This window comes from Arthrobacter sp. 05T45, from assembly GCF_056395875.1.
On sequence record NZ_JBFTKI010000036.1, the window covers coordinates 15,925 to 39,603 of the forward strand.

The following is a 23,679-nucleotide window of genomic DNA, read 5'->3' on the forward strand; positions in this document are numbered from 1 at the left end:
GTCAACGGGGTTCAGCCGCGCTTCAGGCTCCAGCTCGCCCCGTCCGGGCCGTCCTCGACGACGACGCCGGCTGCGGCCAGGGTGTCCCGGATGGCGTCGGACGCGGCCCAGTCCTTGGCGGCCCGGGCGTGGGCGCGCGCCTCCAGCTGAGCCTCGACCAGGACGCCAAGGGCGGTGTTGGCTTGTTCGTCGGCCGCAGGCGTTGCGGTGGCGTTGAGGCCGAGGACGTCCAGCATGGCGGTGACGCTGGCCAGCGCCTGACCCGCGGCGTCGAGGTCGCCTTCGGTGAGAGCCGTGTTGCCGGCGCGGACGGTGTCGTGCAGGACAGCGAGGGCCTGCGGGACGTTGAGGTCATCGTCCATAGCCACCCCAAAAGCTTCCGGGACAGAACCAGCGGATGCCTCCGGTCCCGGGTCGGGCAGGACCCGGCTTGCGCGGCTGAGGAAGCCGTCGATCCGCTCGACGGCGGCGGCCGCTTCCTGCAGGGACGTCGGCTGGTAGTCCAGGACCGAGCGGTACTGCGCCTGCCCGAGGTAGTACCGGACAACGCGCGGCGGGGCGATCTCGAGCATTTCCGTCGGGCTCACGGTGTTGCCGATGGACTTGGACATCTTCTCGCCGGCGTAGGTGACCATCCCGTTGTGCATCCAGAAGTTGGCGAAGCCGTGGCCTGCCGCCTGTGACTGCGCCATTTCGTTTTCGTGGTGCGGGAAGCGCAGGTCCAGGCCGCCGCCGTGGATGTCGAACTCGGTGCCGAGGTATTTGGTGACCATCGCGGAGCATTCGAGGTGCCAGCCCGGGCGGCCGGCGCCCCACGGCGAAGACCAGCTCGCCGTCGTCGGCTCCCCGTCCTTGTAGCCCTTCCACAGCGCGAAGTCGCGGGGGTCCTTCTTGCCGCGGGGGTCCGCGTCAGGGGCGCCCTGCATGTCGTCGAGCTTCTGCCGCGTCAGCGAGCCGTACTTGGACCAGGAACGTACATCGAAGTAGACGTCGCCGGAGTCGTCCAGGGCCGGGTAGGCGTGGCCGCGGTCGATCAGCTGCTGGATGAGGGTGTGCATTTCCGGGATGTGGCCGGTGGCGCGGGGCTCATAGGTGGGGCGGGAGACACCCAGGGTGTCATAGGCCTTGAGGAATTCCTGCTCGTAGCGGTAGGCCAAAGCCCACCATTCCTCGTTGCGGAGGGCTCCGGGCTCGTCTTCAAAGTCTGCGCCGAACGAGGCGGCTGACTTGGCAAGGATCTTGTCGTCGATGTCGGTGACGTTGCGGACTGCCGTCACCCGGAAGCCGCGGTACTGCAACCAGCGGGTCAGCTGGTCGAACGCGATGGCCGAGCGGATGTGGCCGACGTGTGGCATGCCCTGGACGGTGGCTCCGCAGTAGTACAGGCTCACCTTGCCAGGTACCAGGGGGACGAAGTCGCGGACTTCGGCGGATGCAGTGTCGTAAAAGCGCAGGGTCACCGCTCCAGATTAGCCGATGGCGCTCCGGGGCCTGACCCGCGGCTTTGCCGGCACGGCGCAGGCCGGCAGGCAGGCCGCCGGTGCGGCGACCTACTTGCAGTATTGGCCGATCTTGTTGATCTGCTCCGTGAGCTGGGCCGTCTGTTGGTCGGTCTTGGTTCCCGTAGGGCTCGCCGCAACCTGCTTCATGATCTCGGCCATCTGCTGGATCGGGGCGCCCACCTCCGGCGCTACCTTGTCCGCAACCTCCTGGTAGTGCTGGCCAATCTGCCCTGCCTGCTCCTTAGCGCTCCCGGAGGGCACGAAGGTGTCGGTGTTGAGGAACTTACAGCTTTCCTCGACACTGAGCTTCGGAGTGGCGCTAGGCGTTTGGGGCGCTGTCGTGGAGGCGGCACAGCCGCTCAGCATGGCCCCTGCCACGAGTACGACGGCGGTCAGCAGCTTCTTCACGGCAGGTCTCCTGGCAGTTCGGAACGGGTGTCTCGCTTGGGTCTTCCCTCAAGCGTAGGGGACCGGGGCCGGCGGTGCTTAACCAGCGGCGCCCAACCGGCGGCGCCCAACCTGCGGTGCTTAGCCTGCCGGATACACGAGCGCTGTTGCCACGGCCGAGATCCCCTCGCCGCGGCCGGTGAACCCGAGCCCGTCGCTCGTGGTGGCTGTGACGCTCACCGGCGCCCCGGCAGCGGCGCTGAGGACCTGCTGGGATTCCTCCCGCCGCGGGCCGAACTTTGGCCGGTTGGCCACGAACTGGACGGCGATGTTGCCGATTTCGAATCCGTGGGCGCGAACAATCCGGGCGGCCTCGGCCAGCAGGGTCACGCCGGATGCTCCGGCATATTCGGGCCGGTCCGTACCGAAGTGCGTGCCCAGATCCCCGATCCCGCAGGCCGAGAAGAGCGCGTCGGCGGCGGCGTGGGCCACGGGGTCGCCGTCTGAGTGGCCGGACAGACCCCGTTCCCCCTCCCAGAAGAGGCCGCCGAGCCACAGCGGCTGCGGCTCGTCCTCGGCGGCGAAGGCATGGACATCGATGCCGATCCCGGTCCGGGGAATGACCGGGGAAACGACTGGCGGGTTGGTGGACATGCTCATCCCTCCACCCAGCGCAAGCCCAGGGGCCCTTCGAGAAGGCCTTCGGCCAGGATCAGGTCCAGGGGCGTGGTGATCTTCAGGGACTGGCTGGCGCCGCGTACCGCGTGGACCGGGACCCCGATGAGCTCCACGAGCATCGCGTCGTCCGTGACGAGGGCGGCCTGGCCGGCGTCGAACCCGGAGGCAGCTTCGTGGGCGCGCTTGAGGGTACTCAGGGCGAATCCCTGCGGTGTCTGCACGGCGCGGAGCGATTCCCGGGGCGCTGTCCCGGTGACCAGTTCGGGGGCCACCGCGGCGCCGTCGCCGGTGGTCGGTTCGACGGTCTTGACGGTGTCGACGACCGGTATCACCGGAATGACGGCCGAGGCACCGGCGCCGAGCGCCGCTGCCACGCGGTGAAAGACGGCTTCCGGCGTCAGCGCCCGGGCGGCGTCGTGGACCAGCACCGATTCGATATTGGGCAGGAGGGCCGCCATCGCTGCGCGGACTGAATCGGCGCGGTCCGCACCGCCGTCGACGACCGTCACCACGGGAGCCCGGACGCCGGAGCCCGACGCCGCGCCGGAGTGTCCGGCCGCAAGCTCCTGTGTGAAGGCCTGGCACAGCGCCCGCAACTCGGTGTCGCCCGGGGGGAGCGCAATGCAGATCTGCTGTGCGATCCCAGCAGCCGCCACACCGCGGAGGGCGTGGGTGAGGATGGTGTCCCCGCCGAGAGGGACTTTTGCTTTCGGCATGCCGTAGCCCAGGCGTTGGCCGGAGCCGGCGGCTACAACTATGACCGCTGTGGCGGGACCGGGCTGTGACGTATTCGCCTGTGACGTATTCGTCGGTGCAGTATCCATGGGCACAAGACTACGTCCCCGCGCCTCGGACCGGGGCGCTCAAAGGGACCACAACCGATAGCGCAACGGAGGGGGCGGCCGCTGAAAAAGGGCAAAAAGAAGCCCCGGCGGCTGACGCCACCGGGGTTCGATTCTTATCTGCGCCGGCCCTGCTGGGCCGGCCCTGTGCTAGGAAGCCAGGACCTCGTCGAGAACGCTTGCAGCCTTCTCTTCATCAGTCTTCTCAGCCAGTGCCAGTTCCGAAATCAGGATCTGACGGGCCTTGGCCAGCATGCGCTTCTCTCCCGCGGAGAGACCCCGGTCGTGATCACGGCGCCAGAGGTCGCGGACGACCTCGGCTACCTTGATGACGTCACCGGAAGCAAGCTTTTCCAGGTTTGCCTTGTAGCGACGCGACCAGTTGGTGGGTTCTTCAGTGAACTCGGCCCGCAGCACGTCGAACACGTGCTCCAAGCCTTCCTTGCCCACTACGTCCCGAACCCCTACCAGGTCAACGTTTTCTGCTGGAACTTCAATGGTCAGATCACCCTGAGCCACCTTGAGCTTGAGATACATCTTCTCTTCGCCCTTGACAGTGCGCATCTTGATTTCTTCAATTTTGGCTGCACCGTGGTGAGGGTAAACTACTGTCTCGCCGACCTCAAAAACCATGTGGACATTCCCCTTTCCCGCAGACCAGTTTATCACGATTAAGGCATACAACTGGCATCAAAAGGTGCCGGGAACCGCATGAATCCGGGGAAAATGGCCGTAATCCGCCCCCTCAAACCCCTTGACGAATGCGGATAATAGTGCCTGCGGCCCTAACTGCCAAGAGGTTTCCGTCCCCCGCCGAGCCGGGTCCCGCCGCCGGTGACGCACGCTTGGCCGCGCTTGTGTGTAGTCGCCGAATCCTTGTTTGCGGCCGTTTGCGGCTAGGCTATGGCTGAATAATGTTTCAAGACTCTCAAGGAGTGCGTGACGTGCGTTTCACTGCGATGAACCGGGGCCAGCGCGGCAAGCTGGCAATGGCAACGGCTGCACTTGGCATCGGCCTGTTGTCCCTGACCGGCTGCGGCTACATCAACGCCCAGCAGACCACGGAGCAGTACGCGGCCTCGGACGGAACCCGGACTGATCTCGGTGCGCTGCAGCTGCGCAACTTCATCATCGTCTCCGATGGCGAGGACAAGCCGGGCCGCGTGATCGGCGCCGTGTACAACACCTCCTCCAATGACGTGGTGCTGACCATCAAGGGTGCGGAGGGATCGCAGACCCAGGTTCCGGTCAAGAAGAACTCCTACACCATGCTCAACGACTCCACCGACGCCGCGATCCTGAACCCGGCCGGCGCCAAGCCGGGCGCCGTCCTCGATGTCACCATCTCCGAGAACGGCACCAACAAGGAAGCCAAGTTCACGGTTCCGGTTATGGACGGCACAATCGTCGACTACAAGTCGTACCTGCCGACGCCGGCGCCCACCGAGTCCGGCACGGCCACCTCGACGGAGACGGCCACGCCGACGCCGAGCAGCACGGCCGGCCACTAGCTTCAACGGCTGGACCTATTGCAAAAGGAGGGGCACCTGCAGGTGCCCCTCCTTTTGTGTGTCCCCTGATGTTCAACTGCGCCGGACGTCCAGCAGTCCGGCGGCCCGGCAGCAGCGGCCGCCGGGCTGCCTCTTCCGATCTTTAGGGCTCGAACTTGTAGCCCAGCCCCCGGACGGTGATCAGGTACCGCGGCGCGGACGCATCCGGCTCGATCTTGCTGCGCAGCCGCTTGACGTGGACGTCGAGGGTCTTGGTGTCCCCCACGTAGTCGGAGCCCCAGACCCTGTCGATCAGCTGCCCGCGGGTCAGGACCCGGCCGGAGTTCCGCAGCAGCATTTCCAGCAGCTCGAACTCCTTGAGCGGCAAGGCGATCTGCTCGCCCCCGACGCTGACCACGTGGCGTTCAATGTCCATCCGGACAGGACCGGCCTGCACTGTGGTGGAGACAAGTTCCTCCGGCTCGCTCTGGCGCCGCAGGACGGCCCGGACCCGGGCCACGAGTTCCCGCGAGGAGTAGGGCTTGGTGACATAGTCGTCGGCGCCCAGTTCGAGCCCCACCACCTTGTCGATTTCAGAGTCCTTGGCCGTCAGCATGATCACGGGCACCCCGGAGCGCTGCCGGAGTTGGCGGCAGACCTCCGTGCCGGACTGGCCAGGCAGCTGCAGGTCCAGGAGCACGAGGTCGGCGCCGTTGCGGTCGAATTCGGTGATGGCGTCCAGTCCGTTGTCCACCACCTCCACTTCGAAGCCTTCTTTACCCAACAGGTAGGACAGGGGGTCGCTGAAGGACTCCTCGTCCTCGACAATCAGAATCCTGCTCAAGCGGTAGCTCCTTGCTCATGGACGCCTGCGGCGTCACGTCGTTGCGGTCTGGGGTCCCGACTGGAAGTTTGGGCTGCCGGCTTGCCCGCCTCGGGGGCGTCGCCGTCGTCCTGCCCTTCTATCTCGGGAAGTCGAATGGTGAACGTGGAACCCTGGCCGAGCCGGGACCACAGGGTCACCTCGCCGCCGTGGTTGGAAATGACGTGCTTGACGATGCTCAGGCCAAGCCCGGTGCCGCCGGTCTGCCGCGAGCGGGCAGCATCCACGCGGTAGAAGCGCTCAAAGACGCGCTCCTGGTCCTCGGCGCTGAGCCCATCGCCCTGGTCCGTCACCGAGACCGCCACGAGACCGTCCTTGGCCCGGATGCCCACGCCCACCTTGGTGTTCTCCGGCGAGTAGCGGATGGCGTTATCGATCAGGTTGCGCAGGGCGGTCACGAGAAGGTCCTGGTCGCCGTAGACCAGGGCATCGGCGTGCCCGCCGACGACCAGCTGGATGTTCTTGCTCTCGGCCGGCAGCACGGAGCGGTCCACGGCCTCGCTGACCACAAGGTTGATGTCCACCGGGCGGCCCTGCTGCGCGACGTTGGCGCCCTGGAGCCGGGAGAGTTCAATGATGTCCTGGACGAGCGCCGCAAGCCGTGTCGATTCCTTGTGCATGCGCTTGGCGAACCGCTTCACCGCCTCGGGGTCGTCAGCGGACGACTCGAGTGCCTCGGCCAGGAGGGAGATCGCCCCGACCGGTGTCTTCAGTTCGTGGGAGACGTTCGCGACGAAGTCGTTGCGGACTTCCTCGGTGCGGGTGAACTCTGTCCGGTCATCGGCCAGCAGGAGGACATATTCCTCCGTGATGACGGCGGCCCGGACCTGGACAACGATCGTGCCCTGGCCGAGCGGGCCGCGCGGCAGTTCCAGCTGCTGTTCGAGGATGACCCCGTCCCGCCGCACCTTGGCCGTCAGTTCCAGCAGCTGCTGGTGCACCACCGTGTGCCCGCGGACCAGGCCGTAGGCGTAGGCGGCGGGGCTGGCGCGGACCACGCCGTCGATCGCATCCACCACCACGAACGCGCGGCCGAGGACGGCGAGCACTTCCGCGGCCCCCTCGGGCAACGAGGGGTCATCGACGTCGACGTCGACAATATGCCGCTGCTGCTCACTGACCCGGAACGCGAGTACGCCGAACATGCCAAACGAGAGGCCGATCAGGCCGGCGATCACGCCGATGAGCATTGGATCCACGGCTCCAGCTTATGCTCTGCCACGTGACCGAATCCGAAATCTCCTGCGATTCGGGCAGCGGTTCAGCTAACGTTCACCTATTGGGGCGTAACAGTTCACCGGACACTGAAAGAGTTGACAGTTGGAGCGCCGGTAGGTGAACCGAAATAGGCCCGCCACTTCGATTGCAGGCAATATTTCCGAGGAAAGGACGCACACGTGCGTAAGGTTTTTCAGGAGGAGCTCGCCCAGGTAAGGGAACAGCTCGTCGAGATCTCAGCGCTGGTCACAGAGGCCATCGACAAGGCCACGACAGCTTTCCAGGGCGCCGATATCGACCTCGCCGAGGACGTGATTGCCGCCGATGCCCGCATCGACTTCCTGCAGAACAGCCTCGACGAGCGTGCCATCGACATCCTCGCCCTCCAGGGCCCGGTGGCGAGCGATCTGCGCATGCTGGTTGGTTCGCTCCGGATGAGCGCCTCGCTCGAACGCATGGGCGACCTCGCCCGGCACCTGGCCCAGCTGGCGCGTCTGCGCTATCCGGCGTCAGTGGTCCCGGACCAGCTGCGGGAGACCTTCAAGGCTTTCGCGGAACAGGACCTGCTGATCGCCCAGAAGCTCACGGAGCTGCTGGCAACCCGCGACCTCGGCGTGGCCCGGGAGATCATGAAGGCCAACGGCGCCGTCAATGACCTTCACCTGAGCGTTTTCCAGGCGATCGCCCGCAGCGACTGGCAGGAGTCGCCGGCCACCACGGTGGACGTTGCCCTGGCCAGCCGCTACTTCGAGCGCTTCGCGGATCACGGCGTCTCCGTGGCCCAGAAGGTCACGTACCTGGTGACGGGCGCGTGGCAGCCGAGCACGATCGAGCACAACTGACTCCGGCCAACTGCGGCTGACTCAGCCGCAGTTACGGCTGAATCAGCAGCAGTTACAACGGCGCTGATAGCACCGCGCTGATACGAACGACGGCGTCCGGTCACCTTGGGGGTGGCCGGACGCCGTCGTTTGTGCGCTGTGCCTTACTTAGTGCCTGCCCGGGCGGGGGCCGGTTACTTCTTGCCCTGGTTGGCGACTGCCTTGATGGCCTCGGCGGCGGCCTCGGGATCGAGGTAGGTGCCGCCCGGGTTCAGCGGCTTGAAGTTCTCATCCAGTTCGTAGACCAGCGGGATGCCGGTGGGGATGTTCAGGCTGGCGATGTCCTCGTCGCTGATCCCGTCAAGGTGCTTGACGAGGGCGCGGAGCGAGTTGCCGTGGGCGGTGACCAGGACGGTCTTACCGGCCCTGAGGTCTTCCTTGATGTCTGATTCCCAGTACGGCATGAGCCGGATCAGGACATCCTTGAGGCATTCGGTGCGCGGGACGGCGTCGCCGAGGTCCGCGTAGCGCGGGTCCCCCACCTGGGAGAACTCGGAATCGTCAGCCAGGGGCGGCGGCGGGGTGTCGTAGGACCGGCGCCACAGCATGAACTGCTCCTCGCCGAATTCGGCGAGGGTCTGGGCCTTGTCCTTGCCCTGCAGCGCGCCGTAGTGGCGCTCGTTGAGCCGCCAGTCGCGCTTGACGTCGATCCAGCCGCGGTCGGCCTTTTCCAGTGCCATGTTCGCCGTGTTGATGGCCCGCTTCAACCGCGAGGTGTAGAGGATGTCGGGGAGGATGTTGTTCTCCACGAGCAGCTCGCCGCCGCGGACCGCCTCGGCACGGCCCTGGTCATTGAGGTCAACGTCCACCCAGCCGGTGAACAGGTTCTTGGCATTCCAGTCGCTGTGGCCGTGGCGCAGCAGAATCAGCTTGTAAGTCATGGTTTTCATCCTAGCCGAGCGGTTGGCGGCGGTGCCGAGCGTTACACCACGCGCGTTTCAGAGCGTGCCTCACCTTCTGCTTCACCGCGTGCTTCAGGGCAACGCGGGGTCGCTCCCGGCCCATCCAGCGCCCATCACGGAAATGAGGTGACCCCGTGTTGGAGGATAGGCTTGGGCGGTGGTACAGAAGGCTGAACGGGTGCTGGCCCCCCGAAACAAGGGCGGAACGAGAGGCGGCGCGCGCGGCGGCAGGCCCGTGGGTAACGTGACCCGCGGAACCACGAACCCCAACCGGATGCGCCGCGTGGACCGCTGGCTGACCGGGCCGCAGGCATGGCGGCTGCGGGCCGCGGCCCATCCTCTCGCCGTCGACCTCGGGTACGGCGCCTCACCGGCCACCGCCGTCGAACTTTTCGAACGCCTCGCCGCGGTCCGCGGGGACGTACAAATGGTGGGGATCGAAATCGAACCGGAGCGCGTCCGGCAGGCCCAAGCCCTTGAACGGCCCGGCTTAAGGTTCCAGCTGGGCGGCTTCGAACTGCCCATGACCGGAAAGCCCGTGCTGGTCCGTGCCTTCAACGTGCTGCGGCAGTACGAGGAAACCGACGTGGCGGGCATCTGGCGGCTGGTGCAGGACCGGCTGGCCCCGGGCGGGCTGTTCATCGACGGCACGTGCGATGAGATCGGGCGGCGCGCCGCCTGGGTGGCGCTCGACGTCGAGCGGCCGCTGAGCCTGAGCCTGTCCATGCGGTTCGGTGCCTTCGTGCTGCCCTCCGACGTTGCCGAAAGGCTCCCGAAGGCCCTGATCCACCGCAACGTGCCCGGCGAGAAGATCCACACCTACCTGCAGGCGATGGACCAAGCCTGGCTGGAAGCGGCGCCGCTGGCGGCCTTCGGAAACCGGCAGCGCTTCGGGGCTATGTGCCGCGCACTGCTCGACGCCGGTTGGCCGATCCAGGACGGCCCGTCCCGCTGGCGGCTGGGCGAAGTGACGGTCGGCTGGGAAGCCGTGGCCCCGGGAGCTTAGGCGCCGGTGGTGGGCCCACGCCGGCAGGGTTCCCTGGGCGAGCTTGCGAGCTTAGGGTGCCGGTGTTGGGCCCACGCCGGCAGGGTTCCCTGGGCGAGCTTGCGAGCTTAGGGTGCCGGCGGTGGGCCCACGCCGGCAGGGTTCCCTGGGCGAGCTTGCGAGCTTAGGGTGCCGGTGGGGATCACCACGGGCCGTAGGGGCCCATGTTGCTGCCGCGGCCGCGGCCGGCGTCTTTGACGGCGGGGCGGACGTCGGCGAGGTATACGGACGCGGCCGTCACCGCCGCAAGGCCGAAAATGCCAAGCGAACTGGCGCCGCCACCGCTGCCCAACTGCGAGAGCAGGGAGAACAGTCCCACGGCGAACGCGCCGCCGGTCAGGGCCAGCCAGAAGGTCTTGGTCCGCTTCGATACGGCCTCGAACGCGTTGGCCTTGTGCCGGAGACAATCGAAAAACGCCCATGCCTCAAGGACAAAGGCCACGACAGCCAGGACCAGGTAAACCCCGGATTCGACAAAGTAAATGAGTATGCGTCCGTCCACTCCCCCAGCCTAGCCGTCCAGAGTGCCCAATGCCTGCTCCAAATCGACCCAAAGGTCTTCCACGTTCTCAATGCCCACGCTCATCCGGACCAGGTTGTCCGGCACGCTCTCCGGCTCGGCGGCGTGCCGGCGCCGGCGTTCGATCAGGGATTCCACCCCACCCAGGGAGGTCGCGGGGAGCCAAAGCTGCAGGGCGCGGATCATGCGGTCCGCGGCGTCCGCGCCGCTGAGGCCGCTGCCCTGCCCACCCACCGGTGCCACCTCGATGCACAGGACGGATCCGAAACCCTTCATCTGCTCCTTGGCCCGCGCGTGGCCGGGATCCGAGGCCAGCCCGGGGAAGCGGACGCCGGCCACCTTCGGATGACCGTCGAGCCGCTCGGCCAGGATTTGGGCCGACGCCTGCGAACGCTCGATCCGCAGCGCCAGAGTGCGGAGCCCGCGCAGCGCCAGCCACGCCTCGAATGGTCCGGCGATTCCGCCGTGGATGGTGCGGTGGTGCAGCAGGGCGGCGCGGAGACCGGCGTCGGACGTCACCAGGGCACCGAGTACGACGTCGGAGTGGCCGGAGAGGTACTTGGTCACCGAATGCAGCACGACGTCGGAGCCCAGGCTCAGGGGCTGCTGCACCAGGGGCGTGGAAAAGGTGTTGTCCGTGACGACGATGGCGCCGGCCTCATGTGCCGCGGCGGTCAGGGCCCGCATGTCCGCGACGCCGAGCATGGGGTTCGTGGGGCTCTCCAGCCAGAGCATGCTGGCGGCGCGCCCGCCGGCCGGGGCAAGCGCCGCAAGTACAGCGTCCGTGTCCGCGATGTCTACCGTCCGCAGCTCGAGGAACCCTTTGGCCGCCAGTTCGGTGGCCATGGTGACCGATCCCGCGTAGCTGTGCGACGGCATGACGAGCACGCCCTGGGCGGGCACCAGGGACAGGGCCGAACTCACGGCGGCGAGTCCCGAGGCGTAGAGCAGGCCTGGCAGTTCCGCGCCCTCCAACTGGCCCAGCGCCTCTTCAAAGGGGTCCCACGTGGGGTTGGAATACCGGCCGTAGCCGCGGTCGCCGTCGCCTAGCGGTCCCGTACCGAAGTAGGTCGAGGACAGCACCAGCGGCGGGTTGACCGGTTCGTCTCGGGTGCGCGGCGGGCGCCCTGCCGCGACGACCAGGGAATCCGGCGAAAGCGAGGCGGCCCGTTCTTCAGTAAGACTCATGAGGACAGGGTACGTGGGCGCCCGGCAGGGTACCCAAGCCGTTACGCCGCAGACTTTGCGCAGACTAGAGTGTCGGGGATTGTCGGTACTCTTGAACGGTGACTACCCAGAGCCCCGGAGCGTCCCGCCGAAAGTTGACCGGCCTGTTGCCCGGACTGTTTATTGCCTTCGAAGGCGGAGACGGCGCCGGCAAGTCCACGCAGGCGGCTGAACTCGCCAAGGCCCTGGAATCAGGTGGTTTTACCGTGCTGCGGACCCGGGAACCGGGCGGCACGGCGATCGGTGAGAAACTGCGGTCCCTCGTGCTGAATCACGGCCATGGCCACATCGATGCCCATACCGAGGCCCTGATTTTCGCGGCATCCCGGGCGGCGCACGCGAGCCAGGTCATCCGCCCCGCCCTGGAACGCGGCGAGATCGTCCTCACCGACCGGTACATCGATTCCTCGGTCGCGTACCAGGGCGCCGGCCGAGGCCTCGGAACGCAGGCGGTCCGGGACATCAATGCCTGGGCCACATCGGACCTGCAGCCGGACCTGACCGTACTTCTCGACGTCGAACCCGCCGTTGGCCGGCAGCGGCGCACCGCCGGCGAGGCCGCCGAAGACCGCCTCGAGTCCGAGGCCGACGAATTCCATGCCAAGATCCGGGCGGCCTTCCTGGACCTCGCCTCGGCCCGGCCGGAGGCGTATCTGGTGCTGCCCGCCCGGCTGCCCGTCGCCGAACTCGCCGCCCGCATCCTCGAGCGCGTCGAATCCCTGCTGGCCGTCACCCAAAGCAGCACACCATGACGGTCTGGGACGACCTCCAGGGCCAGGACGCCGTCGTGGCCCAGTTGCGCCAGGCGGCCCAGAACGAAGGGCTCACGCACGCGTGGCTTTTCACCGGCCCGCCCGGCTCCGGCCGTTCCAACGCCGCGAAGGCGTTCGCCGCGGCCCTGAACTGCGACCAGGAGGACGTCAGCCTGCGCGGCTGCGGCGAATGCCCGGCGTGCCTGACCATCCTCGGCGAAACCCATTCCGACGTCGCGTTCGTGCGCACGGAGAAGGTCACCATCACCATCGACGAGGCGCGCGAGCTCGTGTCCACCGCCGGGAACCGGCCCTCGTCGGGCCGGTGGCGGATCATCGTGGTGGAGGACGCGGACCGGATGGCCGAGCGGACCACCAACGTGCTGCTCAAGGCCATCGAGGAACCCACGCCCCGCACCGTCTGGATGCTCTGCGCCCCCTCCCCCGCCGATGTCCTGGTGACCATCCGCTCCCGCTGCCGGCCGGTGGCGCTGCGGCTTCCGCCGGCCGCCGCCGTCGCTGCCCTGCTGGTCAAGCGCGACGGCGTGGACCCGGCGGTCGCCGAGCGCGCCGCCCGCGCGGCGCAGAGCCACGTCGGGATCGCCCGCCGCCTGGCCCGGGACCCGGAGGCCAGGGAGCGCCGGCTCGAGACGGTCCGGTTTCCGCTGTCCCTTCGCGGCGTCACGGCGGCGGTCATGATGGCCGAGAAACTGGTCAAGATCGCCACCGAGGAAGCCAACAGTTCCAACGACGAGCGCGACGCCGCCGAGAAAACCGCGCTTCTGACCACCCTCGGGGCACCCGAAAGCGGCACGCTGCCGCCAGCCATGCGGAGCCAGGTCAAGCAACTCGAGGACGACCAGAAGCGCCGCGCCAAGCGTTCCGTCACCGATTCCCTTGACCGCACCCTGACGGACCTGTTGTCCTTCTACCGGGATGTCCTGATCATCCAGATGGGGAACGCAGTGGAACTCGTCAACGTTGAACTCAGAAGCGAACTCGAAGACTTCGCCTCCCGTTCCACCGCCGAAGTGACCCTTGCCCGAATGGACGCCATCAACAAGGCCCGCACGCGGATCACCACAACCAACGTGGCCCCGCTGCTGACGATCGAGTCCATGGCTTCCAGCCTTATTTGACGGTTCCGGCCGCTCCAACGATCATCTTCGCTTTCGTTCCTAGCCTCCAAGGAGAACCGCATGAAGCCTGCTCGACCCAAGTCCGCAAGATCCCGATCCCTGGCGATCGGCATGCGGGCCGTCGGCGCCGTGGCCCTGGCCCTCACGCTGGCCTCGTGCACCCTTTTCGGCGGCGGGGGCGGCAACGGGTCCAGTGCGCCGGCATCGGGGACAGCGGGGCAGGCGGACCCGTCAATCGTGGCGGCCGCGCCGGCCGAACTGCGGAGCTACTACTCCCAGCAGGTCGACTGGAAACCGTGTGAAGGCAACTTCCAGTGCGCCAAGATCAAGGTTCCGCTGGACTACAGCAAGCCCGACGGCGAACGCATCGAGCTTGCCGCCATCAAGCTCGCCACGACAGGTGACAAGAAGGGCACCCTGATGGTCAATCCGGGCGGCCCGGGCGGCTCGGGGTACGACTTCGTCAGGGATGCGGCCAACACCAACATTTCGGACAAAGTCCGGTCCGCCTACGACATCCTGGGCTTCGACCCCCGCGGTGTGAAGCGCTCCGCCCCGGTCACGTGCCTCACGGACAAGGAACGCGACGCGTCACGCGCCAAGACCTACGCCCTGGACACCGACGCCGGACTGGACGAGGCCCTGGCCGACAATAAGGCCATCGCTGCCAAGTGCGTGGAGAAAACCGGGCCGGTGCTGGCCCACATCGACACCTTCAGCGCCGCCAAGGACCTCGACATCCTGCGCGGCGTGGCCAACGACTCAAAGCTGAACTACCTCGGCTACTCCTACGGGACCCTGCTGGGCTCCACCTATGCGTCGCTGTTTCCGGACAATGTGGGCCGGTTGGTCCTCGACGGCGCCATGGACCCGTCGCTGAGCAATGAGGAACTGACCCGCGACCAGGCCGTGGCCTTCGACAAGGCCCTCCACGCCTATGTCGCCAAATGCCAGCAGACGTCCGGATGCCCCCTCACGGGAAGCACCGAGGAAGGCGTCCAGCAGATCCACAACGCCATCAGCGCGGCCGAGGCGAACCCGCTGCCGGCGAAGGACGGACGGAAGGTCTCGGGCTCCACGTTTGTCAGCGGCCTCATCATCCCGCTCTACAACGATGACAACTGGCCGATCCTCACCCGTGCGCTCGCCACCGCCCTGGCCGGCGACGGCACCGGCATGTTGCAACTGGCCGACTTCGGCGCCGACCGCGATCCCAGCGGCACCTACACGTCAAACAGCACCTTCGCCTTCAACGCCATCAACTGCCTGGACTACCCGATGGTGTCCGACACCGCGTCCATGCGGGCCGAGGACCAGAAGCTGCGCCAGCTGTCGCCCACCCTGGGCTACTACTTCGCCTATGGCGGCAGCAACTGCAAGGACTGGCCGTACAAGAACGTCCGGACCCCTGCCCCGATCGAGTACAAGGGCTCGGCCCCGATTGTCGTAGTTGGAACCACCGGCGACCCGGCTACCCCCGTGGAATGGGCCAGTTCCCTGCGCAAGCAGCTTGGGAACGCCTCGCTGCTGACCTGGAAGGGTGAGGGCCACACGGCGTACGGCCGTTCCAACAGCTGCATCGGCAACGCGGTCGATGACTACCTGGTGGACGGAAAGGCCCCGGCGGACAACACGGTCTGCTAGGTCCGTGACGGGGCCGCATGGCGGCTTCGGTCGCTCATTTTGACCCGGACGCCGGGACTCTATTACAGTTGTCTCTTGCATGATCCGCCCGGTTCGCCGGGCATTCATGTGGTTGCTTCCTTAGCTCAGTTGGTAGAGCGTCTCACTCGTAATGAGAAGGTCGCCAGTTCGATTCTGGCAGGAAGCTCTAGATTCACGGTTTTCTCCTAGTTCGGATTCGTTCCGGTACGTTTACGGCACACTTTCGTCGGCGTGTAGCGCGAAACCGATTGTTGCTCGATGGTGGCGAGACCGTATACCGGCGATTGTACGAGAAGTTCACGCAACCGCAGTAGTGGCTAGACCTTGTATCAGGGGTTCGGTGTTCGAGTCCCTGTGCCTCGACCATAAGAAAGGTCCTGAGCGGCGGAAACGCCGGTCAGGGCCTTTTGCTTTGCCCCCAGGTGGGCTCAACCCCGCCCGCAGGAGTTGTTTTATGCCGCACCTTGCCGAGCGGCGATAACATTCGATAATCGCATCCAGGAGGTGCGGCTCCAGGCTGTACAGGACTTGGTGGATGACCTGAAAGCACTGAACTGTGAAGCCGGTGATGACAGCGAGCTTGAGGAAAACCCCCTAGGATGCCCAACTTCCGGCGGCATGGCCCGCCGGAATTGGTGCGTCCAACCCATCCCGCCTCACTGCGGCGTGAAGTCTAGGACCTCACGATCCGGGTTCCGAAGCTTCTGGCTCCGGCTTTGACCCAAACCAGTCCTTCAATACGACTGAGGTCTTCGTGTCCTCCTCGAGAAAATTCTTGAGGGCTTCTTTATCGGCGATCGTGTGATCAAGGTCGTAGATGACAACGATCAGCGCGCTGACAGCATCCTCGTTCCGGTACGCGGCTTGGTCGACGGCAATTTCGGCTTTGATGGCTTTTACGCCGTGTCCGGATTTGGCCACTTTGGCCTCGACCATGATTTTGTGGCCCTCTAGGTAGAAGTCACCTTTGTTGAACCCGTCCCCGCCCTTCTTAAAGGAGGGCTGCTCGTCGACGACTGGTTGGTACAGCAGGCGCAAAGCCATGAACACGAAGTCCTGGACGTCATATTCATCGGTGATGTGGACCAGAGCTCTGTCTTTTCGCCGCTTCTTGGTGAGCGAGTGGGAAGCGGAGGGAAGCCGCTCCAATAGATTCAGGATGTCTTCCACCGTCTTATCTAGCGGACGGCTCCGGGTCAGGAGGGGTTCCGGGGCGCTTTCGTCCACAGTGGGCTGATTACCGATGAACCCACTGACCAGGGGGCCTTGCCCCGCCGGCCAAGTTGGCTTGACGGATGTAGCCGGCTGGCCGGGCTGAACGGCCCCGTGATCCCAGGTGACCTCGCCGGCATCGCTCAGTGACGCCCCGAGTTTTGCGAACGTCGTTTCCAGCTTCTCGACCTTGGCAACAACATCCTCGTTGCTGGAACCGAAAATGCCGTCCTTCCGCAGCATGTCGGTGAGCGTCGTGGCAATTGCGATGGCTTGCTGGTCTGTGGCGGCGGTAAGACCAGAACGGACTACCTGCTGGCGCGAATAGGTATCAGAGGGTCGGATGCCCTCGTCATTGAAGACGCCCAAAAGGTCGTCCTTCGAAATTTGTGACTCTTTGACGATGCTCGAGAGAGCTCCTCCCAGCCTCAGACCCTTGCTGTTACCTGCGCTGGACCGGGGGGTAATCATATGTCTCCTTGCTCGTGGCCGTCTTCCTCCTAACGATTCTGCCAGCAGCCGACGTCCAGTCGTGACGTTAGGGCAGGCCCGGCAACCTGATCTGAGTTGGAGGTACAGTTTGACGCTTTGGATTTCGTGTGGATAAGTGCCGATTGCCTGTGGATAGTCATGTAGACAACCCCGTGATGAGTCCAGTACAGGCGAGCTGACCTGCGGCGTTCGTCCCTGTGTTGCCGACATTGACCTGCCGCATCGCCTCCAGGGCCGCTTTCACCCCGGCCTCAAAACGTGTTCTGGCCGGCGGGAGCCCGCAGCAGCCGCTGCACGGCGGTCGTGTTGGCCGCGTGGGCGTCCTACCTGGCCGTGGCCAGGTTCTTCTCGGCCAGGGTCCGCAGCTCATGCGGGGTCTGGGCCTGGGACTTGGCGAAGATCAGCACGTACCGCGAACCGTTATCCGGATCGGTGATGGCCGTTTCCAGGTACTTGGCCGCATCGGGATTCTCCCCGAAGGAGGCCTTCATGTTTCCCAGCAGCGTCACGGCCAGCCCGGCCGGGTTGGCCAGGGAGACAGCGCTGGGTCCCAGGCGCTGAACGGCCAGGTCTTCGCCGTCGGACTCCACGCGCAAGGCCCCGGCAGCCTCATCGGCAACAGGTGCTCGGCGATGACGTGCGGGTCGATGACTCCCCCGGTTTCGGTGGCCTTGGTGATCGCCTTGCCGAGGGCGGCCAGGAAATCGAAGGCCTCGTCCTCGGTCAGTCCGGAAATGAGTATGGACGTGGCGCCCGAATCGGCGATCCGGTAGCCGATGGAGTGCTCGCGTTCAAGGTCGTCGTCGAGATTGCACCGGCGGTACCTGATCTTGAAGGAGGCTATGTGGTCGACGTTGAGCAATTCGGTGCCGTCGGAGATCTTCAGGAAAGTGGTCATGGCGCGGGTCCTAGCGGTGGTGCGGGCTTTGCCCTTCCCCATGCGCAGACGGCGGAGTGCGGCATGCGGCAATCAACGACGGGGCCTGCTCAGGGACCCCAGGACCCGACGAGCGGCTTGCCCAACTTCGCGGTCCAGGAGCAGTAGCGCGATGCCGTGGCTTGGTCCGTGGGAGTGTTGCTGAAGTCCAGGGGCCCCTCGATGCGGAACGACGTGATGGGGACATCCATCTGGTAATACGCACTGATCCCATAGTCGTCATCAATGCTGCTGAGGACGGTCCGTCCCGGCGGTATTTCCTCCGGAAGGTGCACGAACCACCCGCCCGACTGGTCCTTCTTGTCTGCCCCGCAGCGGAAGGTGATTCCCGCGGAGGAGCCATTGAGTGAGCTCACCGGTATGCCGGTCGTGTTCTCGACCGTGATGGTGGCCTGGTAGAAGTCGAACACGCCGGATGTCCTGGTCTGGTGGACTTCAGTGACGTTGATGCCGACTCCCCCGCCCTTCGGACATGAAAGGGTGGGCGGGTATGTGATCGGCGGCGGCTCGTAGGGGGCAACGAAGGGGCGGGGTTCGGGCTCGCGGACAACCGGCGGCAGGGCAACGGGCAGGGACGGGGCCGAAGGGGCAATTGTCGGCGCCTCCTCTGTTGGCGTCGGCGTTGCAGGCCGCCGGCTGGTGCTCGGCTGTGTCGGTGCCGTGGGGGTCGTGCCCGGCCTGGGTTGCAGGACCACCGGGGCCGTCGTAGAAGTTGCCGCCGCTGCCGGCACGGTTTGGCTGGACATCGGCTGCAGTTTGCCGATGAAGATACCGGCGCCCAGCACTGCTACCGCGCTCAGAGAGCCGGCCGCAACCAGGACCGCCCGGCGTTGGGTATGCGGTTTCATAGTGGTCACCTGCACACTCTAATTCAGGCCCAGCTGTGCCTAAGCGCAGGTGTTGAGGATGGTCTTGATCGCGTTGCGTTCGGCGTCGGTCATCCAGAGCTTGTATTTGGCCTTCACAGCCGTCTGGCGCTTGACGTATTCACACCGGAACGCCTTGTTCGGCGGCAGCCACGTGGCGGCATCCCATCACCCTTGGCGCCGTTGGTGGGGCCGTCGGCGGCCATGAGGTTCAGGGGATCGTTCGCGAGGGCCAGGCGCTGGGTGGCGGTGATCTGCCGGGCGCCTTTCTGCCAGGCGTCGCTGAGGGGGACGATGTGATCGATCGGGACGGCAGAGCTGGTCTTCACGCCCCGGACGAATTTGATCGTCTTGCCGGTGTACTTGTCGGCCAGGGTGCCGGTCAGCACCACGCAGTTGTTCCGCTCGAACGTCTCCCCCGTGAGGTCGCGGCGGAGTATGTCGTTGCGGGTATCGCAACCATTGTGGTCGACGGCGGACCACGCCGGACCGAACTGGGGGGGTGTAGCCGGTCTTCGGTGCGCGGCGTTTGGCCGGGATGGTGGCCAGCTGGGTCAGGGCGGCGATGGAGACCGTACCGGTGGGCGTGCTCGGCGCAGGCGCCGGAGCAGCAGGCTTCGACCACGGCCATGTCCAGCCGAACAGGGAGAAGCCTCAGTGGTGGTCGACTTGGCGGATGCGGTTTGGGAAAGCGCAGCAGGTGCTGCGGCATCGGCGGTGGCTGCCCCACAGCCGGCCAGGGACGCGACGAGCAGGGCCCGGTCAGTACGGTGGCGGTTTTGGTGGCGGCGGAGCGGAAGAGGCTCATGCTCAATCATGTGTGCGGCGCGGGCCGCTGCCCTGCCATCGCTGGCGTTCGTAGGGGTCGGGCCCCCTGGCGTGGAGTGCTTCCGGATCTGCCGCACACATGAAGGACAACGCTACCGGCCCAGAACGGACCTTCCCGATGACCACTTTGATTGCCTCCCCCGCCCAGCGCATCGCCGCGCAGGTTGGACCCGATGCGATGGTCGGCACGGACCCGTACGCCCTGGGCTTCTGCGTCGCCTCGTACGATGCCTCCGAGAACCGCGAGGTGGCCCATGTACGGCCTCGGTGACGGGCTCAACGCCTACATCAGCTACAACCTCAAGACCGGCTTCGCCGTCGTCATCCGTGACGCCGACGGTGTCGAGCTCATCGCCTGCCGGGTCGCCGACGAGGAAGAAATCCGCATGGTGGTGGCCCGGTACATCAGCTAGGCGACCCGGGCGTCTTCAGCGGCCTCTCGCATAGAAGTCGCTGAGAACTGCCGCGAAGACTGGCCGGAGCTGTCTTGGGTGGACGGAGCCGTCTGCGGCGCGGAGGATTTCTGCGTCCACCTCAGCCAGGAACGCCTCGGGCGACGAATTATCAGGCACACGGATCAGCCAGCTGAAGCCCCTCGGCCGAGGCGGAAGGTCTGCGTCCCGCAGGTAGGCGTCGATGTCGTCGTCGATTCCTGCCCGGTCCGCAGCGGTCAACGGTTCCTCGAAGGACTCCCGGACCCCGGCGGTCTCGGTGTAGCCGGTGACGGTCCTTCCCTCATCGGACAACGGGTGGCGCCGCAGGTTCTCCGCCCCGGCTGCTTCTGGCATAACCCGGAGGCGCATCAAGACCGGAGGCGGCTCTTCTATTCCCGCCTCGGTCAGAATCAGCGGCGCCACCAGGCTCCGCTTGCTGACTTGCTCGCCGCGGAATTTGGGGGACTCCACTAGGGTCGACACCGCCGCTTGCAAGGCAACGCGGTATTCGTCCATGGAGTCTTCGTGCTCAACGTCGGCCTCCGCTTTGGCGTTTTCAAGCGCTGTTCGAATTCGCGCCAGCAGGGGGTCAATCCAGTCGGACTGGGCAAGCCATTCGTACACTAGGCCCTGAGACACCCAAGTCACTGTCAGTGCCATCAACGACCCATCATGTTTTTCGGCACCCCGTAGCAGCTTTTCTACTGCGGCCGGCAGCTCTCCGTCGTACTCGTGGGTGTAGACGGCCCGCATGTGCTCGACTGAGCACACGCTGCCTTCGACTGCGAGGAAGGGCGCGCCCACTAGGCCAGCCAGCTTGAGGGCGCCATCAATGCTGACTTCCTCGCCATCCACCCGTATATCTGCCTCTTTCTGGATGTCCAGACCTTGATAATTAGCCAGACCGGCGCTGGTGGCGCGGCTGGGGATACTGGCCTCAATCTCGGACAGGTAGGTGGAAGTGTAGGTGAAGGTCATGATTCAGATACTAGGGCGCACCAGCCCAGCGGGCACCGCCACGGGTGCCTGCTGTGCGGAAGTCCTAATGAGCCCACCGTCGAACACATCATTCCTCAGGCGCTCTGGAAGCGTTTTGGCCTCGACCCGAATCGCGATGACCTCGCACGATTCCGGACCGACCTCTGCAGCACACACAACCGGGCCACCAGCGTGCTCCACCAGCGATCCGAGATGATGGACCTCATCGAGACAGGCTCACCCGTCACGAAAAAGTCCCTGCAACATCTCGGTGACTGGATCGTTTGGGTCACGTTGCTGCTCAGCCTTGCCCGCGGCAGAGGGGTGCTAGGTGTGGAGGCCAGTCGACAACTGCTCCTTCGCCGCTTCGACAAGCTCGATGCCGGTACACCGAAAGGTGTTCGCGTGTACGCTGCGCTTGTCGACGACTCGTTCGAGCCTACGGAATCAGAAATCATTCCCTACGTTCTTGCTCTGAAGGGCGATTCCAGCGTGCTGCTCGATGAGCGTGGCACACCCATCGGGTTCAGTGTCGGTGAGGGTCCGATCAACGCTTCAGAATCGATCAGGCTCGGCAGAGTAGCTTTGCTCGTCGTCGGCTGTACCCACAGCTCTGGCGATGATCATGAGGTACGTCTCGACAAAGCCGTTGCTCGGGTCGGACTGGAGCGAATCTTTCCGCCGGGCAACGCCCTGCCGAAGCTGGAGCCCGCCTCGATCAACATGACCGAAGTCAGCCAGCTGTTCACTGTGATACCGGATGGAGCGGACAACTCGTTGATGCCCGAGGCGCTGTGGGCACTCGCTACTTGGGACGACCCACGAGACATCGCAGATGAATGGGCGGCCCGTCAACCCAGGTTGACGTAATCTCAATTATCGGCACATAAGACGATTCTGCCTCATGGGCGTCAGGCCTGAGGCAGCCACGTGTCCCGTCCTAACGCAAGCCAAGCGACCCGACTGCACCGAAATAGGACGCCGCGGCGTCGGCTGCAGTCGGCGCACCATGTGTGCGGAGCCCGTTGAAGGCCTTCCCGGTGATGCCGCTTGTTGCCCCCGCCGGGACGGACACATAGGCTCGAGCTTGTGAGTGGCTGGGATGGCAATCCGAAAAGCGGAACCGACCAGCGACCCGTGAAGGAATTCAGCATGGCAACAGGTACTGTCAAGTGGTTCAACGCCGAAAAGGGCTTCGGATTCATTGCCCCCGACGACGGAAGCGCTGACGTGTTCGCACACTATTCGGCAATCGCCTCCAGCGGCTACAAGTCCCTGGACGAGAACCAGAAGGTTCAGTTCGACATCACCCAGGGTCCCAAGGGTCCCCAGGCGGAGAACATCCAGCCACTGTAGCGCCACCAAGAGACTGGCCAGTCGATGAACGCCTGGCCAGTCGCTTGCTATGTCCGGGCCCGGCCAGTATAGGTTGGGCCAAGCGCTGATCTCCACCCCGCCGCCGGGGGTGTGGCGCATGTGCTCCCGGATCAGGGGCAGGATCTTCTCGTGGTACCGAACGGGCCGCAGGGTGCACGGCGTACTGTACGGATTGTGAAACCTGCACCGCGCACCCGTCGGCGACGAGGTCTGGGACCGGATCCGTTCCGAGTTCGGTCTGATGACCCAGGACGAGTTCGAGGCGCATTTCGAGGCCCTCTTCAACGACCCGGAACCGTTCCTCCAGCAGGGCGTCCGGGTGTTCATTGGGGACGACGCACTCTTCCAAGGCTTCCAGATCATCGACGGCATCCTGAGCCCGACAGTTCTAGCCCTCTTCGAGAAGGCTCTCGAGCTGCAGGTCCCCCACAACGTGTTCGCCGCCTGGATGGTCACTCCCCTGCCCGACGCCGGCGGCCGGCGGCCGGCAGACCTGTTGGCGTGGCAAGATCGGCTCCTTCAGAGACTCGAGGTGTACGCCCGCTAGCTCAGGTTCAGAACTTCGGCGCGATTTAGAAGCCCGAGAGAAGTCTCACGCCTCAAAGCCTTGATGCCGGCCGGGGATCCGACGACGAGTAACCCCACGAGCAGGCCCCTTTGAAGCAGGTGCTGGAATGCTCCAAGCAGGACGGATACTTCGACCCGGTGCGATACAACATCGTGAAGTATGACGAAACCGGAATCTGAAGGTAGGAGATCCGGGTCACCGGCCACCGTTCGAGCGTCGAGTTCTATGATGGGGAGCCCCCTCGCAGCGACCACCCTCCGGGCGGTCGCGATGACCTCAATACCGGCTGTCGGGCTGCAAGTCGCCACCGTCACCAGGGGCCACGCACCCGGCCCCGCCGCAAGGGCATATCGGAGATCAGCTTCCCACTCTGGCAGGCTGTACTCCGGTTCCATGGCCCCACCGTAGTACAGCGGGCTGACGCTTCTCGTGGCCAACAGCGGCACCGGGCTGAAGTCGGGCGCCAATGCGCGAGTGCGCCGGCCACGTACTACCGGTGGACTTCGTTGGCCGCGGTGGCTGGCCAAGTGCCCGAAGGGACTGCGCGCCGGGAGTCAGATCGCGGAGCGCCTCGCCAAGCTGGAGCCCGCGTCCTGACACGTCAGGTGGCTAACCCGCGGCAGTCGTTTGCATGCCGGGCATGGGGCACGTGGTCACACGACCTGGACTGTGGCCGCTGAGGTCTTCGACTTGGTGGTGTAGCCGGTCTTCGTACCGGTGACGGTGACCGTGATGGTCTTGCCCAGCTGGGCCGCGGCGACTTTATAAGTGGCGGCAGTCGCGCCAGTGATCGCGACACCGCTGGCCTTCCACTGATAGGTCAACGCCACCGGCGCCGGCCCCCACGTTCCCGGAA

At 65.5% G+C, this 23,679-nt stretch carries 28 protein-coding genes, 1 tRNA gene and 1 pseudogene; 12 read left to right on the forward strand and 18 right to left on the reverse strand.

Annotated features, from left to right (window positions below):
* Positions 1 to 11: 11 nt before the first annotated feature.
* The 5 genes from cysS to AC1DGD_RS21130 all read right to left on the reverse strand — a co-directional run bounded on the left by cysS (position 12) and on the right by AC1DGD_RS21130 (position 4,042).
* A complete protein-coding gene (gene cysS, locus AC1DGD_RS21110) occupies positions 12 to 1,460 on the reverse strand; it encodes a cysteine--tRNA ligase (RefSeq protein WP_476858132.1) in 1,449 nt (482 codons plus the stop codon).
* Positions 1,461 to 1,550: 90 nt separating this feature from the next.
* The gene (locus AC1DGD_RS21115; protein ID WP_476858133.1) at positions 1,551 to 1,910 is read right to left on the reverse strand and encodes a hypothetical protein; all 360 of its coding nucleotides are present in this window, start codon (positions 1,908 to 1,910) and stop codon (positions 1,551 to 1,553) included.
* Positions 1,911 to 2,030: 120 nt separating this feature from the next.
* Positions 2,031 to 2,549, reverse strand: a complete 519-nt coding sequence (gene ispF, locus AC1DGD_RS21120) for a 2-C-methyl-D-erythritol 2,4-cyclodiphosphate synthase (RefSeq protein ID WP_476858134.1) — start codon at positions 2,547 to 2,549, stop codon at positions 2,031 to 2,033.
* Complete coding sequence (ispD, locus tag AC1DGD_RS21125) at positions 2,546 to 3,391, reverse strand: 2-C-methyl-D-erythritol 4-phosphate cytidylyltransferase (RefSeq protein ID WP_476858135.1); 846 nt, start codon at positions 3,389 to 3,391, stop codon at positions 2,546 to 2,548. The genes ispF and ispD overlap by 4 nt, the downstream gene beginning before the upstream one ends.
* A 168-nt stretch (positions 3,392 to 3,559) precedes the next feature.
* Positions 3,560 to 4,042: a CarD family transcriptional regulator gene (locus AC1DGD_RS21130; protein ID WP_026266570.1), complete on the reverse strand. Its 483-nt coding sequence runs from the start codon at positions 4,040 to 4,042 to the stop codon at positions 3,560 to 3,562.
* A 326-nt stretch (positions 4,043 to 4,368) separates the two neighbouring features.
* On the opposite strand from AC1DGD_RS21130, the gene AC1DGD_RS21135 reads away from it, so the two are divergent.
* On the forward strand, positions 4,369 to 4,920 hold the full coding sequence (locus AC1DGD_RS21135; protein ID WP_476858149.1) for a hypothetical protein: 552 nt from the start codon (positions 4,369 to 4,371) through the stop codon (positions 4,918 to 4,920).
* 142 nt (positions 4,921 to 5,062) lie between these two features.
* Here the strand turns inward: AC1DGD_RS21135 and AC1DGD_RS21140 are convergent, their stop codons facing one another.
* Both AC1DGD_RS21140 and AC1DGD_RS21145 read right to left on the reverse strand, forming a co-directional pair.
* Positions 5,063 to 5,743 carry a response regulator transcription factor gene (locus AC1DGD_RS21140; RefSeq protein ID WP_018774213.1) on the reverse strand — a complete coding sequence of 227 codons (681 nt, stop codon included), beginning with the start codon at positions 5,741 to 5,743 and terminating at the stop codon, positions 5,063 to 5,065.
* Positions 5,740 to 6,972 carry a sensor histidine kinase gene (locus AC1DGD_RS21145; RefSeq protein WP_223915308.1) on the reverse strand — a complete coding sequence of 411 codons (1,233 nt, stop codon included), beginning with the start codon at positions 6,970 to 6,972 and terminating at the stop codon, positions 5,740 to 5,742. Before AC1DGD_RS21145 ends, AC1DGD_RS21140 begins: the two co-directional genes overlap by 4 nt.
* A gap of 207 nt (positions 6,973 to 7,179) precedes the next feature.
* Between AC1DGD_RS21145 and phoU the strand changes: the two genes are divergently transcribed.
* Positions 7,180 to 7,842: a phosphate signaling complex protein PhoU gene (gene phoU, locus AC1DGD_RS21150; RefSeq protein WP_079552056.1), complete on the forward strand. Its 663-nt coding sequence runs from the start codon at positions 7,180 to 7,182 to the stop codon at positions 7,840 to 7,842.
* A gap of 173 nt (positions 7,843 to 8,015) precedes the next feature.
* On the opposite strand, the gene AC1DGD_RS21155 is transcribed toward phoU, so the two are convergent.
* The gene (locus tag AC1DGD_RS21155) at positions 8,016 to 8,762 is read right to left on the reverse strand and encodes a phosphoglyceromutase (RefSeq protein WP_230009468.1); all 747 of its coding nucleotides are present in this window, start codon (positions 8,760 to 8,762) and stop codon (positions 8,016 to 8,018) included.
* 178 nt (positions 8,763 to 8,940) lie between these two features.
* Here AC1DGD_RS21155 and AC1DGD_RS21160 point away from each other — a divergent pair, with 178 nt between their 5' ends.
* Complete coding sequence (locus AC1DGD_RS21160) at positions 8,941 to 9,789, forward strand: class I SAM-dependent methyltransferase (protein WP_476858136.1); 849 nt, start codon at positions 8,941 to 8,943, stop codon at positions 9,787 to 9,789.
* Between the two features lie 181 nt (positions 9,790 to 9,970).
* Here the strand turns inward: AC1DGD_RS21160 and AC1DGD_RS21165 are convergent, their stop codons facing one another.
* Positions 9,971 to 10,330 (reverse strand): DUF2516 family protein, encoded by a 360-nt coding sequence (locus tag AC1DGD_RS21165; protein WP_028276353.1) that lies wholly within the window; start codon positions 10,328 to 10,330, stop codon positions 9,971 to 9,973.
* A gap of 9 nt (positions 10,331 to 10,339) precedes the next feature.
* Positions 10,340 to 11,536 (reverse strand): trans-sulfuration enzyme family protein, encoded by a 1,197-nt coding sequence (locus AC1DGD_RS21170; protein ID WP_476858137.1) that lies wholly within the window; start codon positions 11,534 to 11,536, stop codon positions 10,340 to 10,342.
* A gap of 134 nt (positions 11,537 to 11,670) precedes the next feature.
* On the opposite strand from AC1DGD_RS21170, the gene tmk reads away from it, so the two are divergent.
* The 4 genes from tmk (at position 11,671) to AC1DGD_RS21190 (ending at position 15,297) form a co-directional block, all read left to right on the forward strand.
* A complete protein-coding gene (tmk, locus tag AC1DGD_RS21175; protein ID WP_476858150.1) occupies positions 11,671 to 12,327 on the forward strand; it encodes a dTMP kinase in 657 nt (218 codons plus the stop codon).
* Positions 12,324 to 13,466 (forward strand): DNA polymerase III subunit delta', encoded by a 1,143-nt coding sequence (locus tag AC1DGD_RS21180; protein WP_223914375.1) that lies wholly within the window; start codon positions 12,324 to 12,326, stop codon positions 13,464 to 13,466. Before tmk ends, AC1DGD_RS21180 begins: the two co-directional genes overlap by 4 nt.
* A 60-nt stretch (positions 13,467 to 13,526) precedes the next feature.
* Positions 13,527 to 15,110 carry an alpha/beta hydrolase gene (locus AC1DGD_RS21185; RefSeq protein ID WP_476858138.1) on the forward strand — a complete coding sequence of 528 codons (1,584 nt, stop codon included), beginning with the start codon at positions 13,527 to 13,529 and terminating at the stop codon, positions 15,108 to 15,110.
* Positions 15,111 to 15,224: 114 nt separating this feature from the next.
* Positions 15,225 to 15,297: transfer RNA gene (locus AC1DGD_RS21190), tRNA-Thr, on the forward strand.
* Between the two features lie 515 nt (positions 15,298 to 15,812).
* Here AC1DGD_RS21190 and AC1DGD_RS21195 read toward each other — a convergent pair.
* The 5 genes from AC1DGD_RS21195 to AC1DGD_RS21215 all read right to left on the reverse strand — a co-directional run bounded on the left by AC1DGD_RS21195 (position 15,813) and on the right by AC1DGD_RS21215 (position 19,078).
* On the reverse strand, positions 15,813 to 16,814 hold the full coding sequence (locus AC1DGD_RS21195; RefSeq protein WP_476858139.1) for a PD-(D/E)XK nuclease domain-containing protein: 1,002 nt from the start codon (positions 16,812 to 16,814) through the stop codon (positions 15,813 to 15,815).
* A 344-nt stretch (positions 16,815 to 17,158) separates the two neighbouring features.
* Positions 17,159 to 17,326 carry a hypothetical protein gene (locus AC1DGD_RS21200; RefSeq protein ID WP_476858140.1) on the reverse strand — a complete coding sequence of 56 codons (168 nt, stop codon included), beginning with the start codon at positions 17,324 to 17,326 and terminating at the stop codon, positions 17,159 to 17,161.
* 14 nt (positions 17,327 to 17,340) lie between these two features.
* A complete protein-coding gene (locus AC1DGD_RS21205) occupies positions 17,341 to 17,733 on the reverse strand; it encodes a hypothetical protein (RefSeq protein ID WP_476858141.1) in 393 nt (130 codons plus the stop codon).
* Between the two features lie 89 nt (positions 17,734 to 17,822).
* Positions 17,823 to 18,629, reverse strand: coding sequence for a hypothetical protein (locus tag AC1DGD_RS21210; RefSeq protein WP_476858142.1), 807 nt, complete (start codon positions 18,627 to 18,629; stop codon positions 17,823 to 17,825).
* Positions 18,630 to 18,733: 104 nt separating this feature from the next.
* Positions 18,734 to 19,078, reverse strand: coding sequence for an HNH endonuclease family protein (locus AC1DGD_RS21215; RefSeq protein WP_476858151.1), 345 nt, complete (start codon positions 19,076 to 19,078; stop codon positions 18,734 to 18,736).
* Positions 19,079 to 19,584: 506 nt separating this feature from the next.
* Between AC1DGD_RS21215 and AC1DGD_RS21220 the strand changes: the two genes are divergently transcribed.
* Together AC1DGD_RS21220 and AC1DGD_RS21225 are read left to right on the forward strand one after the other, a co-directional pair.
* A complete protein-coding gene (locus AC1DGD_RS21220; protein WP_476858143.1) occupies positions 19,585 to 19,737 on the forward strand; it encodes a hypothetical protein in 153 nt (50 codons plus the stop codon).
* A complete protein-coding gene (locus AC1DGD_RS21225) occupies positions 19,721 to 19,879 on the forward strand; it encodes a hypothetical protein (protein WP_476858144.1) in 159 nt (52 codons plus the stop codon). Before AC1DGD_RS21220 ends, AC1DGD_RS21225 begins: the two co-directional genes overlap by 17 nt.
* A 15-nt stretch (positions 19,880 to 19,894) precedes the next feature.
* Here the strand turns inward: AC1DGD_RS21225 and AC1DGD_RS21230 are convergent, their stop codons facing one another.
* Positions 19,895 to 20,878: a DUF5956 family protein gene (locus AC1DGD_RS21230; RefSeq protein WP_476858145.1), complete on the reverse strand. Its 984-nt coding sequence runs from the start codon at positions 20,876 to 20,878 to the stop codon at positions 19,895 to 19,897.
* Positions 20,879 to 21,091: 213 nt separating this feature from the next.
* On the opposite strand from AC1DGD_RS21230, the gene AC1DGD_RS21235 reads away from it, so the two are divergent.
* The 3 genes from AC1DGD_RS21235 to AC1DGD_RS21245 all read left to right on the forward strand — a co-directional run bounded on the left by AC1DGD_RS21235 (position 21,092) and on the right by AC1DGD_RS21245 (position 22,802).
* Positions 21,092 to 21,748, forward strand: coding sequence for a hypothetical protein (locus tag AC1DGD_RS21235; protein ID WP_476858146.1), 657 nt, complete (start codon positions 21,092 to 21,094; stop codon positions 21,746 to 21,748).
* 282 nt (positions 21,749 to 22,030) lie between these two features.
* Positions 22,031 to 22,234 (forward strand): cold-shock protein, encoded by a 204-nt coding sequence (locus AC1DGD_RS21240; RefSeq protein ID WP_091256599.1) that lies wholly within the window; start codon positions 22,031 to 22,033, stop codon positions 22,232 to 22,234.
* A gap of 262 nt (positions 22,235 to 22,496) precedes the next feature.
* Entirely contained in the window at positions 22,497 to 22,802 is a 306-nt protein-coding gene (locus AC1DGD_RS21245; protein ID WP_476858147.1) for a hypothetical protein, read from the forward strand.
* On the opposite strand, the gene AC1DGD_RS21250 is transcribed toward AC1DGD_RS21245, so the two are convergent.
* Positions 22,799 to 23,218 carry a hypothetical protein gene (locus AC1DGD_RS21250; RefSeq protein ID WP_476858148.1) on the reverse strand — a complete coding sequence of 140 codons (420 nt, stop codon included), beginning with the start codon at positions 23,216 to 23,218 and terminating at the stop codon, positions 22,799 to 22,801. The genes AC1DGD_RS21245 and AC1DGD_RS21250 overlap by 4 nt on opposite strands.
* 258 nt (positions 23,219 to 23,476) lie before the next feature.
* Positions 23,477 to 23,679, reverse strand: a pseudogene (locus AC1DGD_RS21255) (hypothetical protein); the annotation flags it as partial.